Annotated in this window: 16 protein-coding genes; 3 read left to right on the top strand and 13 right to left on the bottom strand. The window is 53.6% G+C overall.

From position 1 onward, the window contains the following. Positions 1 to 97: 97 nt before the first annotated feature. Positions 98 to 637, bottom strand: a complete 540-nt coding sequence (gene thpR / locus KKQ10_RS25620; protein WP_127652572.1) for an RNA 2',3'-cyclic phosphodiesterase — start codon at positions 635 to 637, stop codon at positions 98 to 100. 105 nt (positions 638 to 742) lie between these two features. Here thpR and KKQ10_RS25615 point away from each other — a divergent pair, with 105 nt between their 5' ends. Continuing rightward, entirely contained in the window at positions 743 to 937 is a 195-nt protein-coding gene (locus KKQ10_RS25615) for a PIN domain-containing protein (protein ID WP_127652571.1), read from the top strand. Between the two features lie 109 nt (positions 938 to 1,046). On the opposite strand, the gene KKQ10_RS25610 is transcribed toward KKQ10_RS25615, so the two are convergent. The 11 genes from KKQ10_RS25610 to KKQ10_RS25560 form a co-directional block, all read right to left on the bottom strand. Then, positions 1,047 to 1,400, bottom strand: coding sequence for a DUF1428 domain-containing protein (locus KKQ10_RS25610; RefSeq protein WP_215502683.1), 354 nt, complete (start codon positions 1,398 to 1,400; stop codon positions 1,047 to 1,049). 2 nt (positions 1,401 to 1,402) lie between these two features. Beyond that, positions 1,403 to 2,482 (bottom strand): hypothetical protein, encoded by a 1,080-nt coding sequence (locus KKQ10_RS25605; protein ID WP_215502682.1) that lies wholly within the window; start codon positions 2,480 to 2,482, stop codon positions 1,403 to 1,405. Positions 2,483 to 2,554: 72 nt separating this feature from the next. Continuing rightward, complete coding sequence (locus tag KKQ10_RS25600; RefSeq protein WP_215502681.1) at positions 2,555 to 2,962, bottom strand: hypothetical protein; 408 nt, start codon at positions 2,960 to 2,962, stop codon at positions 2,555 to 2,557. 1 nt (position 2,963) lies between these two features. Next, on the bottom strand, positions 2,964 to 3,698 hold the full coding sequence (locus KKQ10_RS25595) for a hypothetical protein (RefSeq protein ID WP_215502680.1): 735 nt from the start codon (positions 3,696 to 3,698) through the stop codon (positions 2,964 to 2,966). 12 nt (positions 3,699 to 3,710) lie between these two features. Next, entirely contained in the window at positions 3,711 to 6,125 is a 2,415-nt protein-coding gene (locus tag KKQ10_RS25590) for a penicillin acylase family protein (RefSeq protein WP_215502679.1), read from the bottom strand. A 23-nt stretch (positions 6,126 to 6,148) separates the two neighbouring features. Next, positions 6,149 to 6,769: a 2OG-Fe(II) oxygenase gene (locus KKQ10_RS25585; protein ID WP_215502678.1), complete on the bottom strand. Its 621-nt coding sequence runs from the start codon at positions 6,767 to 6,769 to the stop codon at positions 6,149 to 6,151. A 28-nt stretch (positions 6,770 to 6,797) separates the two neighbouring features. Next, positions 6,798 to 8,054, bottom strand: a complete 1,257-nt coding sequence (locus tag KKQ10_RS25580; RefSeq protein ID WP_215502677.1) for a hypothetical protein — start codon at positions 8,052 to 8,054, stop codon at positions 6,798 to 6,800. Positions 8,055 to 8,073: 19 nt separating this feature from the next. Beyond that, positions 8,074 to 9,246: a hypothetical protein gene (locus KKQ10_RS25575; RefSeq protein ID WP_215502676.1), complete on the bottom strand. Its 1,173-nt coding sequence runs from the start codon at positions 9,244 to 9,246 to the stop codon at positions 8,074 to 8,076. 5 nt (positions 9,247 to 9,251) lie between these two features. Beyond that, positions 9,252 to 10,028, bottom strand: a complete 777-nt coding sequence (locus KKQ10_RS25570; protein WP_215502675.1) for a sterol desaturase family protein — start codon at positions 10,026 to 10,028, stop codon at positions 9,252 to 9,254. A gap of 44 nt (positions 10,029 to 10,072) precedes the next feature. Continuing rightward, a complete protein-coding gene (locus KKQ10_RS25565) occupies positions 10,073 to 10,684 on the bottom strand; it encodes an acyl-homoserine-lactone synthase (RefSeq protein WP_252191754.1) in 612 nt (203 codons plus the stop codon). 429 nt (positions 10,685 to 11,113) lie between these two features. Continuing rightward, positions 11,114 to 11,503 (bottom strand): DUF4902 domain-containing protein, encoded by a 390-nt coding sequence (locus KKQ10_RS25560; RefSeq protein WP_215502674.1) that lies wholly within the window; start codon positions 11,501 to 11,503, stop codon positions 11,114 to 11,116. Positions 11,504 to 11,624: 121 nt separating this feature from the next. Between KKQ10_RS25560 and KKQ10_RS25555 the strand changes: the two genes are divergently transcribed. Continuing rightward, positions 11,625 to 12,338 (top strand): autoinducer binding domain-containing protein, encoded by a 714-nt coding sequence (locus tag KKQ10_RS25555; protein WP_215502673.1) that lies wholly within the window; start codon positions 11,625 to 11,627, stop codon positions 12,336 to 12,338. Between the two features lie 94 nt (positions 12,339 to 12,432). Here KKQ10_RS25555 and KKQ10_RS25550 read toward each other — a convergent pair whose 3' ends face one another. Beyond that, on the bottom strand, positions 12,433 to 13,212 hold the full coding sequence (locus tag KKQ10_RS25550; protein ID WP_215502672.1) for a PhzF family phenazine biosynthesis protein: 780 nt from the start codon (positions 13,210 to 13,212) through the stop codon (positions 12,433 to 12,435). 362 nt (positions 13,213 to 13,574) lie between these two features. Between KKQ10_RS25550 and KKQ10_RS25545 the strand changes: the two genes are divergently transcribed. Continuing rightward, positions 13,575 to 14,198 carry a glutathione S-transferase family protein gene (locus KKQ10_RS25545; RefSeq protein WP_215502671.1) on the top strand — a complete coding sequence of 208 codons (624 nt, stop codon included), beginning with the start codon at positions 13,575 to 13,577 and terminating at the stop codon, positions 14,196 to 14,198. Positions 14,199 to 14,362 lie beyond the last annotated feature (164 nt).

Genomic DNA, 14,362 nt, shown 5'->3' with positions numbered 1-14,362 from the left:
GCGCCTTACCACCGCTGCACCCTGCAATGAACGGCCTCACCTGGCTTCCTCGGTTCAGGTGAATTTCAGGCGCCCTCGGGCGCCTTTTTTTGTGCGCTCAACTCAGTGGCCAATCCTGCAGGACTCGATAGCGGCCCTTGTGCGATTCGAACAAGGCGAAGCGCTCGGCCCGCAGGAAAAACTCCGGCGGCGTGGCGGATTCCGGCTCCGCGGCACGGTAGTCCCGGGCCAGGGTCAGGTGCGGGCGAAACTCGCGCGGCGACTCTTCAAAACCAAACGGCAGCATCGCCTGCTCCAGCGCATACACCAGGTGCAACAAGGCCGGCGGAGCCTGCTCGGGCGCCAAAGACAGGATCCCGGCGCGATGCCAGACCTGCAGGCGATCCAGCGCAATCCTCAGCGTTTCACCCGGCGTGCGCACTTTGCCGGCGGCCTCACAGACTTCATTGATCTGCGCCAGCGGCACGGCACCGAGGAACAGCAGCGTCAGGTGAAAGTTATCCGCCGGCACCGGTTTGCCGGTGCGCAACCCCAGGTCGCCGCGCCACTGAGCAATGGCCTTGCGCTGTGGTGGCGGGCAGTCGAGGGCGAAAAACAGTCGCTTGAACGGTTCATCCCTGCGCGCGTCATCGGTCATGGCCCTGCTCCTTCGCTGGTCGATCGGCCGATTCTACACAGCCTTCTCTGACGACTCGCGACACCCGTCTATAGTTCAAGGATTGCCATCGAACCGGAGGCCGCCATGCGCGAGATCCTCAGCAAAGAACCGTGGTGGGCCCGACCACCGAACCCCGGGCAGGATGAAACCGAGCTGGAATGGGGCTGGCTGGTGCATTACAGCGAAGGTGAACCGCGTTTCGAATTCGTCCGCGAACGGCCGACGGACGAGCAGATCCGCCACCGCAAAAGTTGCCGTATCACCCCCTCAGCCGAGTGACGCCCCCCTGTAGGAGCTGCCGAAGGCTGCGATCTTTTGACCTTGTTTTTTACAATCAACATCAAAAGATCGCAGCCTTCGGCAGCTCCTACGGGGATATGTGGGAGTTTCAGGACTCAAGAATGTTTTTGAAGCCACCAAAGATCATGCGCTGACCATCAAACCCCATCGGGTTGACGTCCGGTTGCATGCGCGGGTCTTCCATCATTTTTGCCATGCCGGCATCGCGGGTGGCTTTGTCTGGCCAGATCAGCCAGCCGGACGAAACCGTCTCGCCGTCCTTGAGTTTTACCGCCATCGGGAATGACGTGACTTTGCCCTCCGGCACGTCATCGCCCCAGCACTGAACCACCTCCTTTGCGCCGTATTCCTTGAACAGCCTGGCGGCGATTTCACAGTGTTTTTTGTACTGTTCGCGATTGGCATTGGGCACAGGTGCTACAAAAATATCGATGTAAGCCATGATCACTCTCCTTGCACGTTGGGTTGGATCTGCTGGGTAGTCGATTGCGGCGGCTGCCATTCGACACGATTCACCCCCAGCCCGACCGACGGTTGTTCAGCCCCGCCCAAGCTACCTTCGACCTGCCCGGCGATATGCAGCGTACCGGCCATGACCCCGGTGGTCGGGTTCTGCAGCAGTTTCGACCAGGCCTTGTCGAAGGTGCTGCCCAGGCTGCTGCGAATCAGCGCTTCGCTGTCAGGCCGGTCGTTGGCCTGAATGATCGCGCGGATGCCCGCCACGCCGATCGAGATCACCCCGCCGACCAACTTGCCCGCCGCAGCCGCCACCGCACTGGCCGCACCGCGCGGGGCCATTTCCGCTTCCATCCGCTGACTGGCGCGTTTGGCCACCGGGGCCATGCCGGCGTCGGTCGAGGCGATGCCCTTGCTGCCACCCTCGGTGTGAATCTTGTCGATCAGCGCGGCGTACGCCGGCAGGGTGTTCAGCGGCTCGGTACTGATGATCTGATACAGCGACGCATCCCGCGCCGGCGGAGGCCCGAGGGCAATGGCCGGAACCTTCTGCAGACGCCCGTTGAGCTGCGCCACCGGCACGCCATAGCGCTGGGCGATGAGCGGCATCTGCTGCGCCATCAGCTGCGCGTAGAACGCCGTGGCCTGGCCGAGGATCGCGTCCGGGTCAATCTCCACCGCGACCGGTGCCAGCACCCTTTCCTGATATTGCTCAAGCAGATATGCCGCCAGGCGCTTGGCCGAGGCGTCCTGTTCGCCACCGGCATTGATGGTGTACCAACTGACCTTCATCGACAGCCATTCCTGGGTCCAGTAGCTGCTGAACCACGGGATGAAATTTTCTTCAGTTTGCTGGTAGACGCGAGTGCGCCAATGTTCCATCGAGCCACGGGCGAACAGCTTGACCTGTTCGGTAGCTTGCTGCGACGCGCTGACCAGTTCCCTGTCCACTTGGTGCCAGGTCGCGGCGGAAACGGGGACGGCGATCGGTGTCTGCGGGGCATGAACCGGGCTGGCGCACCCCGCCAAAGCCAGAATCGCGACGACAATCAACGAGTGCGGACTCAAGATAACGATGTCCCATAACACTGCCGAACACTGTGCCGGGTGTTCTCCGATATGCAGTAGGAGTATAGGTGCCTACAGCGGATCAGCCGTGTCGGGCACTGCCTGGCTGGAGTCCTTGAGCCAATAGACGACCGTAAAATACACCCAACCGATGAAGAATGAAGGGGCAACCGTCAACAACACATTGGGCGTGTCTACCGTCAAATGGATGATGATCGAGACCGAACTGAACACACTGATGATCGTTAACGGAACGATACTGCGGCGAATGACAGCACTGTAACCGCTCAGCAGATTCGCCAGTCTGAACATCAGCGACAGGGCAACGAGCGTCGAGGTGTAACTGATCAGCGCTTGAACAACCGCAGCCTGCACGGCGACCGAAACACCGTGCCCGCTATTGGCAGCTGCCGCCAGCGCGCCATAGAAAATGGCGGCTGGCAGTGCTGAAAGCAAAAGTGAAACGTGAGAGACACGCATGTCAGCGAATGATTTTATCTTGGATGAATCCTTCCGAGTCCGGCTGTAACAGAACCAGGCACAACACTTGGTCCGAATACCCGACATGCTTGATGAAGTGGGCATTTGTTACGTCATCACTGGACATGTCCATTTTCGGAAAGAAGTTTGGTGCGACTGAACTCTGCCCACCTGGGATCACCCCCGTATTGATGTCCAGCACCAGGTCCTTGGACAGGGCTTGAACAATTTCAACCGCCAGCGCCGACATATCTGCTGGCTGAGGATCCTGTCGCAAGTCCGGATAAAACCGCGCCGCTGGCACCCTTGAAGACATGACCCGGAACATGTTGTAAACCACCGGATTATAGGTCTTGGCCACTATCAGTTTAGGCAGGCCGATCTGCTGTATCACGTTCTTCAGAAAAAACTGATTGAGCTTCTTGAACAGCGAAGAACCGCGGCACTCATCGGCAATCATCGCCGTCCACAGATACAGAAACGATGAAGAGCCAAAGGGAATACTCTTCGCCCCAATGATCCCCACCACCTTCTCCGTCGTCGAGTCAATCGCCAGCGCCAGATGCTCATAAATATCGAAAATCCCGGGCTGGTTGCCGAAGTACTGATTCACATCATAATCAGGCATACCCTGCTGCAGATCGACGACAATCTTGGTTTTGAAACTTTCAGGAAAGTTACGGCCAATAGCCGAATAATCCAGATCCCAATCCGTACCACCTTTCACATCGGACATATATCACCCTTCTTAGAATTTGTTATCTGGATAAAACCTGAGCGCATGACTTTCAGACATCTGCCGGGCGACCGGAATCTTCACATAGTCACCCCGCGCCCAGAGCCTGTTCATATCGACATAACCGTTGAACTTGATACCGGTATTAGAGGACGAGAGGATGTAACTTGAGTTATCAAGATCAGAAAGATCGGCGACCATCCTGAATGTCGCGGCAATGTTTGTATTGAACGGATTCACCGGGTCGCTGTAGTTGTAGCGACCGACATTGACCGTGAAATTGTCACCGCCCACGGCATTATGATTATCGAAAAACCATGCTGCGGGGCTCTTGTGCAGAGGGACGTGCTCGGATACCGCCTGATGCGCTTGCCCCCAATGCCAGCCGCTGACTTGGTCGCCATATTTTTCCTTGATCTGACGCAACGAGGCGACCAGGGACTCCTCCAGCAGGCGCTGGCAATCCGCGGCGCCACACCAGAAAGCCTGATCCGCTTGTTTGCTCAACAGCAAATTGAGAAACGCATCATAGTTACGCTGGTTCCAGCCAGCGGCCAACAGTTCCTTGCCAATTTTCGGCTCCAGCAACGCCTGCGTGAGGTTCTTCACCCAATACGCTGCAATCAATGGCGCTGCTGAGTCGGGATCGGAATCAAACCGCCACGCCTTGAGAATACTCAGTTCATTGCTGACCGCCGGATGGTTTTCGAGCGGCGCCATCATTTTCGGCAGGAGATCGGACATTGAAGTCGAGTAACGATCCAGCTGAATATCGGCAGACGTTTGCAACGTGTGCGGCGCGTGCGCCTTCAACAATTGCATGATTCGATCATAGCGATAAGGCAGCACCCAATCGTGACCGAAATTGAATGCGTAATTATCCGGGACAATACGGTTATTGGCCGTTGCAATGTAGCCGATCGGCGGATTGAACTGCTTTGGCTTTGCCGATTCTGGAACATAGCCTGTCCAGTCGTACTTGCCCTCCCAGCCTGGCGCGGGGCCTTGCCCCAAAAGGTCATTGTCCTGTGCCTTCACGGGCACCCGACCGGCCGAAACATAACCAATGTTGCCGGCGGTATCGCCGTAGACCATGTTCTGCGGAGGCAAGCCAAAATCGGCAGAAGCGCTTAAAAACTGCTGCCAGTTTTCGGCACGGTTGATCCCCAGAATGCTGTCGAAAGTTTTGTCGCGGGTGTCCAGCCCTGTCCAGGCCAGCGCAATGACCACTGATTTCTTACCGTTGAGTGCCTGTTGTGCGGCCGGGTAGATGTCACTGATGACCGGACCGTGTCGGGTGGCGCGAACAGCAAGCCTGACCGGATCCTCGCCTTTGACATTGATCGTCTCCTCCGCGATTTGAAATGGCTGCCAGGTCGAGTCAGAGCCGAGATACAGACTGGCATCGCCAGGGTTTACCTTCTCCAGGTAGGCGTCCTGAACAGACGAACCTGTGTTGGTATAGCCCCAAGCGATTTTCTTGTTGTGCCCGATCACAAACAGCGGCGCCCCGGCATACGTGGCCCCCACCAACGAAGACTTGGCCGTTTCGATGGATGCCAGGTAAAACAACGCAGGATTGGTCAAGCGCAGGTGCGGGTCGTTCGCCAGTATCGGTTTGCCTGACGCCGTATGCTCACCGCTGATGACCCAGTTGTTGGAACCCACGCCCTCGACATTCGAAGGCGGTAACTTGTCCAGCAGCGCCATCCCGGTATCGGTGACATCAAGCGTTCTGTAAAGCGCCGCATAATCCCGGGTTTTCACCGCGGCGCTTCCCGGATAAGGAGCGAACACTTCATTGATTTGCGCGACCGTCAGATCTTTCGACAATGACAGGCGCTGCAACTGCATGCCCAAGTTTGAACTCAACGTCCATGAAAACAATAAGTGCAGCGCAACCGAGTCAGAAGGTTGCCAGTGATTCGGCGGCGCAGAACGGGTCAGGGCGAACTCCACCGGGAGCCGGTCAGAGAATTTATCGATGAAGTAATTCACCCCGTCGCTGTAGCTCTGCAGCACATCCCGTGTATCCGGATTCAACTGTTGATAGATCGAATCCGCAGTCTTTCTGAAGCCCAGGGTTCTGGAGAACTTATCCATCTCCAGGGTCTTCGAACCGAAGGTTTCCGATAGTGTGCCATTGGCGTAGTTTTTACTGAATTGCATCTGCCACAACCGATCCCTGGCGTGGCTATAGCCCAGCAAAAAATACGCATCCCGGTCATTTGCCGCCTTGATGTGCGGAACGGCGTTGGCATCCCAGGCAATGGTGCCTTTTTCAGACAGTCCCTGGCTGACTTTAAGGATGCCCGTCGCAAACACATTGGACAGGGTGATGTTATGCAACACATACATCACCCCGACCAGCCCGATACCGAATACACCCAGCGTACCGAACAGTAACGTTTTACTCATCGTTTTCATGACAAAATTCCGACCCTGAAGACTCACGCAACCCGGCGATTCTTTTCTGCGTACTTGCTGACAAAAAATACCAGCGATATGCGCTCGCCTTCAGTCACCGATTCCACCTGATGCGGGAATGTGCAGTCAGTGATGACGATGGATTGCAGCGCGGGGTGAATCGTATTGACCTGCTCACCCTGCTCGTTAAAGATCAGGAACTCACCACCGGAAAACCCCTTACCGAGTTGCAAAACGATCGAGTACAAATAATCGGGATTACTGTCGACATCGAGATGTTTGCCAATGAAAGAACCATCTTTCATTTTATTGACTTGCATCCGCCGGATATAAAACTCTTCACCGTCGAGCAGGCCCGAAACAAACTGCATCAGCTTCTGGTTGCACACCACCGAGATCATTTGATCGGCGAGCGGCTGGTTGACACGTTTTGGTCGCTCAATGTCCGTCATGAATCGAGCGACCGTCAGGTCGTTGAGTTCGTCGGCATCACCGATGAACACCTGCTCCCACGGCAGTGCCTTGCTGGCGAGAATTTCATTGATGTCATCCCAGTCGTGCTGACTGTAAACAAACTCACTGACAGGCGAATAAAACGAACCTTTCTGCGCCAATTCCCGCTTTGCAACTTCAACAATATTCATTTCACGTTCCTTCGTTATCAATCGACTATCAAGCAGCGGCTTCGACGGCGGCGGCTTCACGTGCCGGTTTGGTTTCAAGTTGCTGTTTATTGCTCTGGTACCACGTGACAATGCCGAACGGATCACTTTCATTGCGGCACAAGTGATCGCGCAGGATCAGGAAGCTCTCGGTCATGCTCCAGGTTTCAGTCATCGGGCCGAAACGGGAGACCAGGCCCTCATTAGCCGCTCGCTCGGGCGCGATACTCCAGAAGTTCACCCCCGGACTGCGGTGATGAAAATCATGACTGGGCAAGTCCTGCATGAAGGAAAAGACCCGCAGCGGAATATCGATGAACAGCGTGCCCAGCCCCCACTTCACAACACGCCAGGCAAAGGACCAACCGGTATGGCCAATCGGATACGGGCGACCAAAGAAACGCCCCCAACTGAGCGACCCGTAAAAAATGTACTTTGGTAACCCTTCTGAATTCTCGGCAAACCACAGGTGTTCAGTGACGTGTTGAATCCACGAAGAAAACTGCGTGATCAACAAAATCGGCAGCAGGTAATACAGAGCGAATGGAGTGAAATATCCGGACAGATAAACAGCCGTCAGCAATAGCACCCAGTAGATCGCACGACTGACTTTCTCGTGTCTGTCAGTATTGACAAAACAAACTTCGAGCCGAAATTTGATGTGCTCATAGATGCGCATCGGATGAAACGGCGCGACCACCAACTTTGTCCAGTACTCGGTTTCGCTCATGCCTTTGTAAAAGCCATGGCTGGTCATGAACTGCAGATCAACATCCTTGTCGGTGCAAAACGTATTGACGCTGTGGTGCTCGCCTACATGAAGTTTCATGTAGTTGTTCCACGGGGTGTGCAGAATAGGCATCGACAGCACCCACTTGCACACAAACTTTGCCAACTTCTTGTTAGCAATGCCCGCACCGTGAATCGTATAGTGGAACGTATGCAATAGCCCCCGCTGGCGGTTGACAACCATGCACATGAGAGGAATCGACAATATAACCTTGGCGACCCAGTGAAGTTCCGACTGCAGGATCTCATTGCCCAATAGCACTGCCGCAAAGAAAACCGCATAACCCCAGCTGATCTGAAGAAACAACTGCCACGGTTTCAGTAATGTTTCCTTGGCCGCTTTCGGAGCATTTTTATTACCCGATTTCCCAGTCACCCATGTCCAGAAGCCTTGCAGTGGCAGTTGCTCATAAGTGGCCCTGACATCAAAGCCGTGACCGTATTTCGTATAGCGTGTCTTGAAAAGTTCCTGTTTCATATTGGCAGCTTCCTATCGCCTATAGATAATCCGTTTTCACATACAAAACAGCGACCGGCCCAAAGAAGGAATAGAACGGCTCCATCTTGTAATGGTCAACGGCCAGGACCACAAAGTCTTTGTAAACGTCGAGAAATATCCTTCCCATCAGCGCGTATTCGGCGGCTTGTGACAGGAAGTTATTCCAGATCAATTCGTCGCTTTGCCCCGTAAACCATTTGGAATACAGCGGACGTCTGGCTTCGAATATTTCATTCATTTGCTCAAGGTTCAGACCGGTCTGACCATAATCGCCTGCGCGTAGCCGCTCCAGGATGTCTGCATGCTGGTCGTGCCAGCCCTGTTCATTGCCGCACAGTTCGAAGAAAGAACCGACGGCTGCGGGCGCCGTCAACTGATCGCCAATAGTCCGCAACTGCCGATTGACCTTATCGAGAAACGCCTCACGCGCACTGGATGAGCCAGCATTCTTGTTGAACGATATATATTCGAATTCACCACCGAATAACCGGTGCTCCACCGTCACGCCTACCGCTGCCGAAAAGGCAGTCAAGGCCTCATCGGCATTGATCAGTTTGGTGCCCGCCAAGCCTGGCTGATCACCCACCTGCGTAAACGTGTATCGGGGTTTGCCTTCAGCCGTCAGGTCGTACGAATAATCCGGGCATACCGCACTGACAACAGTCAACGGCTGGCTGGTCGCTTTACAGCGATGGATCTGCGCAACCGCCCCTTCAACCGCTGGCCGTGTCGGCGTGATTAACCCACCGTCGGACACCAACCGGGACAGCGCAGCCCCATATAAAGCCATGTGCTCCACCGTCGCATATTTGAGTTCAAGCGCAGATTTCGCCACGTGATTATCCGATAACAGCAAAGAGGCGATAGAAGGAATGCGCCCTTTGGATTTGAACACATGAATATTGGTCACGACCCGCGCCCTGCTATTACGCAACTCGAAATCAAACTCGGAATATTTATCCTTGAGCATCATATAAAACAGATAATTACTGACCGGGAGCGTTTTGTTGCCAAATGACCTGCGCAATGCAACATACCGATTGCGTAAATCCTCAATCCTCTCGATCAGCGACTCCGGATCTTTTGGCACATTCAACGCATCATGCGGGATGCCCGAATTGATGCACTTGAGCAGGTCGCGACTTAATCTCGAATCAATATCAAGAAACATATCCTTCACCCACGCTTTACAACGGACTCGGTCAATTGAGGAACAGACTCACTCATACTCGCAGGTGCTTCGTGGACGTCCTTGAACAGCAAAATATCGATAAACCGGTTTTCCTTGTTATCGGAAAATCCTTGAGGATGGAGATTTTCCTTGGGATTTTCAAAAGTCCCGAACATCATGTCCCAGATTGGAAAGTCACTGTAGTTGCACTCATGGCGATCACGCTGGTGATGAACGTGATGCATCTCCGGTCTTTGGAAAAAGTACCCCAGCCAATGCGGTGTCCGAAGGTTGGAGTGATAGAACATTTCACCCAACGCAGCAAACATCACATAGAACGCACCGGCTTCCACGCTGATACCCAGTAACACGTAGGCCACAGCGCTGCCCAGCATCGAGTTGAATACCATTTCGGTGGGATGTTTATAAAACGAGGTAAACACTTCAATGCGTTGCGGGGCGTGATGCATTTGGTGGAACAGGCGCCAGAGGAAATTGTTCGCATGACGCCAGCGGTGCCACCAATACGTCACGAATGTATTGATGACGTAGGCAATGAAACCTGCCAGCAACGGACTGTAGCTTTCAGACAGATGAAACAGGCTATGGCCCTGCATCCATTTGTTCCACGACACACCCGCAAGTAACGCAACGGCGATCTGCACAATGTTGAGCGTCATGGATCGAAAGAACCAGGTACTGACTTTCGGCAACTTCCACCCTGGAATAATTTGCTCTAGCACAAGCACCGCCAACGCAACACCTATCAGATAAACAATCATGGCTAACCCCTCATTATTTGTATGACGATCGCTCGGCTCACGCTTTAATAAACTGACAAGGCATTGATCGTTTTGTCGTTAATTTCGACCCAGAAGGCCAGCACTGGTTTGCCGTCGATCAGTTGCGCAGAAGATACGCGATGAACATCCACCCCCATCCGCCGGAGTAAGCGTTCGTTACCCAGCGCGGAAAAGGCGATCAGACGTTTAACGTTATTTCTATTGGCGAGCGCGACAATCTGCTTCATCAGCCGGCATGTATCCAGCCAATGACCCGAACTTGAGTTTTCGGACTCAAAGGCAAAGCGAGAAAGTTCCCAGATATCGGGTGATTTGGGGAGTGGGATATCGCCCATCAACTCTGGAAAAATCTGCTCAAGCAAATAATCGTTCATGGTCGACAACAGTCTTGCGCAACCACAGACATGCCCGTTGCCGTCCTGCGCAATTACATAGTGAGTGTCATCGCGATCAAATTCGTCATATTCAAGGCCTGGTTCGCATTGCAGAGGCCAGGCCATTTTTTCGACAAATATTTTATAGCGGAAGAGACCGAGCCCAGAGATAAGCTCAGGAGTAAGTTGCTGAGTTTTGCCATTTATTATATTTAACATTCCGCACCAGCTTCCAATCCAGTTCCTTGAATTAGAAGTCATGGGTGCAGAACAAAATAGCTGCCCAAAAGGGCAGCTTCCTGGCGTACGGCTTCAGCCAGGGCCGGATGCGACCTGACAATAACCGATGCAAACGGTGCAAGACTGCTGCGGCGAGGTAGACGATCCGCCAGTCAACCCCACCGCTGCGTTCGCGATCAGCCGGGCCGGGTATGACAGTCGCCAGTTTAGACGGGATTCACAAAAGAATATTGATGCGGGTCATGAAGGCCGACCTTACGTGCAGGACGCTCCAGCTACGACCAGCGCGCCAGACGCACTCGCATTGGGGAGTCAATGAGAACGGCGAGTCTGCGGGTTGCACCTTTTCATTCGAGCAAGGAACAGACCCATTTCCTCATTGATCAAAAGGCCTGTATCAACTTGACACGGTGGGTTGCACCAATACATTCGCGGTTGCACCCTTTACCGTTAACCATTGTATTCACGCGTCAAACTCTCGGGCAAAGTTCGCTCCAGAGGTTGACCAGATAACCACAGAAGAATCAACTCTTGGGTGGTGTTCGCACCGAGATCGTAACCCCGCGATGAACGTAACATAATGTTGCAGCTAATCCCGCCCGGTGCTATAAGAACTTTCCCGGAAAAACTGGCTTTAAACCAAGCCCAACCAATGCTCAGTTTTGGTGCAAAACCGTGAGACTCCCATTCACTGTAACCGGCACATGCCACTTGCAGTCCGATCTCTTTTAGCTCGGCGGTCAAACAGGTGTCGACCCAGGCAAGCGAGGGCTGAAAAACCACACTACTCAATTCGGCATAGGACAGACGTATCAATTGATCGGGCGCTAACGACAGCATTTCAATCACCCTGATTAGTTATAAATTTTCATTATTGCCTTGATGAATTTATTGCCATAACGGCATCAACAACCCAAAGCCTGGACACCTCCCATCACACTTTACTACGCTGGTAAGTAAGATGACTGATTGGCGCGAGCACTATTTATCTCTGTTCATGAACGTTACATCCAAGGAAGGATTGCTCACGCTGCTTGATTCCGTTGTTCGCTCTTTCGAGTTTGATCAATATTCCCTTGGCATACGTTTCCCCCTACCCATTTCCAGCCCGAAATTTCACTTATCCTCGAACTATTCTCCCCAGTGGGAAGACACCTACAAGAGCAAAAACTATTTCAGTGTAGACCCCACCGTCAAGCATGGCCTGACCCAGAATCAACCCTTGTGCTGGTCGGCTGAGACTTTTGATGACAACCCACATTTCTGGGAAGACGCCAGGCACTATCAACTTTCCCATGGCTGGTGTACGCCTTCGCGCGCCAAACATGACACCATCGGCATGCTCTCGCTGGTCAGATCCACTATGCCTGTATCGCTGCTGGAGCTGAACGAAAAAGAAGCCAAGCTCACGTGGATTACGCATCTGGCACATTCCACCATGCTCAACTTCATCGCGAATGAATACATTCCGGAAGTAGGTGCGTCATTGACAGCCAGGGAGGTGGAAACATTGAAATGGTCGGCGACGGGCAAAACCTACTGCGAGACCGGACTGATATTGTCCATAGACGAACGGACCGTGAAATTTCATCTGGTCAACGCCATGCGCAAGCTTCATTCCAGCAATAAAGTGGAGGCCGCCATGAAAGCTTATGCATTGGGAATGCTTCATTGAGTTTGACCACTCGATATGAATACAGCACAGAGAAATCGTCTGCCACCGGAACTTGCCTCCAAGGCAGTTTCCGGCGGCGTACCGCGCATCAGCGCTAGACCGTGATTTCCCCGACCATATAGAGCACTGACTCACCGCTGATCAACACCCGATCGCCAGCGATCTCGCAGCGTAACTGGCCCTTGCGGGTACCTCCTTGTTGCGCGCTCAGCGTCTGTTTATCCAGAGTCTGTGCCCAGTAAGGTGCGAGTGATGTATGAGCTGAACCGGTGACAGGGTCTTCGTTTACCCCTACATTCGGACCGAACCAGCGCGAAACAAAATCAAACGAGCGACTGGCGGCAGTCACCACGACGCCCCGCTTGGGCAGCCCCTTGAGCTTGGCGAAGTCAGGGGACAGTCCCTCGACAATCGCCTCATCTGCAACCACGACAATAAAGTCGTCAGTGGCCAGAACGTCCGCCGTGGTCAAGCCAAGCGCTGGCAACAACTCGGGCGGAGGCTCGCAACGCACTGGCACTTTCGCCGGAAAATCCATCGTCAATCCGGTGCCTGAACGTCGCACTCGAAGCTCGCCGCTTCGCGTCGAAAACCGCAGCACCTGGGCATCGTCTCCAACCTTGTTAAAGATGACCCACGCCGCAGCCAATGTCGCATGGCCGCACAAGTCAACTTCGACCTGAGGCGTGAACCATCTCAACTCATAGAGATCACCCTGTTTAACGAAGAATGCCGTTTCCGAGAGGTTATTTTCAGCAGCGATCGCATATAACTTTTCGTCCGGCAACCATTCGCTCAATGGGCAAACCGCTGCGGGGTTTCCATCAAAAGGTCGAGAAGCAAACGCATCCACTTGAAAAATAGCGATCTGCACCAATACGACTCCTGCAATAAATACCGATGACGGCACCCGTTAGTACCGCCCCACTTACAACTTTAACGAATACACGAAACTAAAATTTAAACCGTTTACCTCAATGATGACACCCGCCCATTCGGGCAGGGAAACGACCATTAAAAAAAGGTTGAAACATAGCCATCAAGACACGCTTAAACATGCACTGTATAAAAAAAACCGCTATCACAGCAGACTTTTATTAACGTTATAAGCACACCGTACAGTCTAGGCAACCGATGTATTTAAACAACGTGAAAATTCAACCGTCATGCTCGTTTAACCTAATGGCCGGTGGCATCATAGGGCCTCAGCCAGGTGGCATACGATAGGGAGATAAAATGCTACAGGTATTTGGCAAAGCGTCATCGATCAATGTCCGCAAGGTACTCTGGACCTGCGCAGAGCTGCAGATTGCCATTGAACGAGAAGACTGGGGATCAGGCTTCAGGGATACGCGCACCCCCGAATTCATCGCGTTGAACCCCAATGCAATGGTGCCGGTGATTAACGATCAGGGTTTCGTGCTGTGGGAGTCGAATACGATCATTCGCTACCTGGCAAATCGCGACAACGCTTTGCACCTTTACCCCTCGGCCCCCCGGCATCGGGCGCGGATCGACCAATGGATAGACTGGCAGGCTACCGACCTCAACAAGTCCTGGGGTTATGTATTCATGTCACTGGTGCGCAAAAGTGCGGCTCACCAAGACGCCGATGCTTTACAGCAAGGTTTTCATCAATGGGTAGCGCACATGACAATCCTGGAGCAACAACTCCAGAAGACCGGTGCCTACGTCAGCGGCGACGAATTTTCTCTGGCGGACATACCGATAGGGCTGTCGGTGAACCGTTGGTTCGAGACCCCCCTGGCGCACCCAGACTTGCCGGCAGTCAGTGCATACTACGATCGCTTGAACTCGCGTCCCGGCTTCCGTTTGTATGGCAGAAACGGTACCCCCTGAGCCAATAAACGCAGCGCTGGCAGAGCGGCAAACGCTTGTGCCAGCGTCAGCGGCTTGTGAACCGAATGAAACAGGCGATCATCAATGGTATCGATATTGACCATTGCGAGGATTGCCTTCCGCAGCCCCCCACCGTCAGGCACGATGGTCCCATCTCGAAGACA

Source organism: Pseudomonas sp. MG-9 (assembly GCF_018729515.1).
In the GTDB taxonomy this organism is placed as follows: Bacteria; Pseudomonadota; Gammaproteobacteria; order Pseudomonadales; family Pseudomonadaceae; genus Aquipseudomonas; species Aquipseudomonas serboccidentalis.
This window is presented reverse-complemented; position numbering and strand designations above follow the sequence as displayed.

Excerpts from the sequence above, each read along its gene's own strand:
- KKQ10_RS25580 (WP_215502677.1), bottom strand. The coding sequence starts at position 8,054 with ATGAAACAGGAACTTTTCAAGACACGCTATACGAAATACGGTCACGGC.
- KKQ10_RS25585 (WP_215502678.1), bottom strand. The coding sequence starts at position 6,769 with ATGAATATTGTTGAAGTTGCAAAGCGGGAATTGGCGCAGAAAGGTTCG.
- KKQ10_RS25595 (WP_215502680.1), bottom strand. The coding sequence starts at position 3,698 with ATGTCCGATGTGAAAGGTGGTACGGATTGGGATCTGGATTATTCGGCT.
- KKQ10_RS25560 (WP_215502674.1), bottom strand. The coding sequence starts at position 11,503 with ATGCTGTCGTTAGCGCCCGATCAATTGATACGTCTGTCCTATGCCGAA.
- KKQ10_RS25555 (WP_215502673.1), top strand. The coding sequence starts at position 11,625 with ATGACTGATTGGCGCGAGCACTATTTATCTCTGTTCATGAACGTTACA.
- KKQ10_RS25610 (WP_215502683.1), bottom strand. The coding sequence starts at position 1,400 with ATGGCTTACATCGATATTTTTGTAGCACCTGTGCCCAATGCCAATCGC.
- KKQ10_RS25590 (WP_215502679.1), bottom strand. The coding sequence starts at position 6,125 with ATGAAAACGATGAGTAAAACGTTACTGTTCGGTACGCTGGGTGTATTC.
- KKQ10_RS25565 (WP_252191754.1), bottom strand. The coding sequence starts at position 10,684 with ATGACTTCTAATTCAAGGAACTGGATTGGAAGCTGGTGCGGAATGTTA.
- KKQ10_RS25575 (WP_215502676.1), bottom strand. The coding sequence starts at position 9,246 with ATGTTTCTTGATATTGATTCGAGATTAAGTCGCGACCTGCTCAAGTGC.
- thpR (WP_127652572.1), bottom strand. The coding sequence starts at position 637 with ATGACCGATGACGCGCGCAGGGATGAACCGTTCAAGCGACTGTTTTTC.
- KKQ10_RS25570 (WP_215502675.1), bottom strand. The coding sequence starts at position 10,028 with ATGATTGTTTATCTGATAGGTGTTGCGTTGGCGGTGCTTGTGCTAGAG.
- KKQ10_RS25600 (WP_215502681.1), bottom strand. The coding sequence starts at position 2,962 with ATGCGTGTCTCTCACGTTTCACTTTTGCTTTCAGCACTGCCAGCCGCC.
- KKQ10_RS25545 (WP_215502671.1), top strand. The coding sequence starts at position 13,575 with ATGCTACAGGTATTTGGCAAAGCGTCATCGATCAATGTCCGCAAGGTA.
- KKQ10_RS25615 (WP_127652571.1), top strand. The coding sequence starts at position 743 with ATGCGCGAGATCCTCAGCAAAGAACCGTGGTGGGCCCGACCACCGAAC.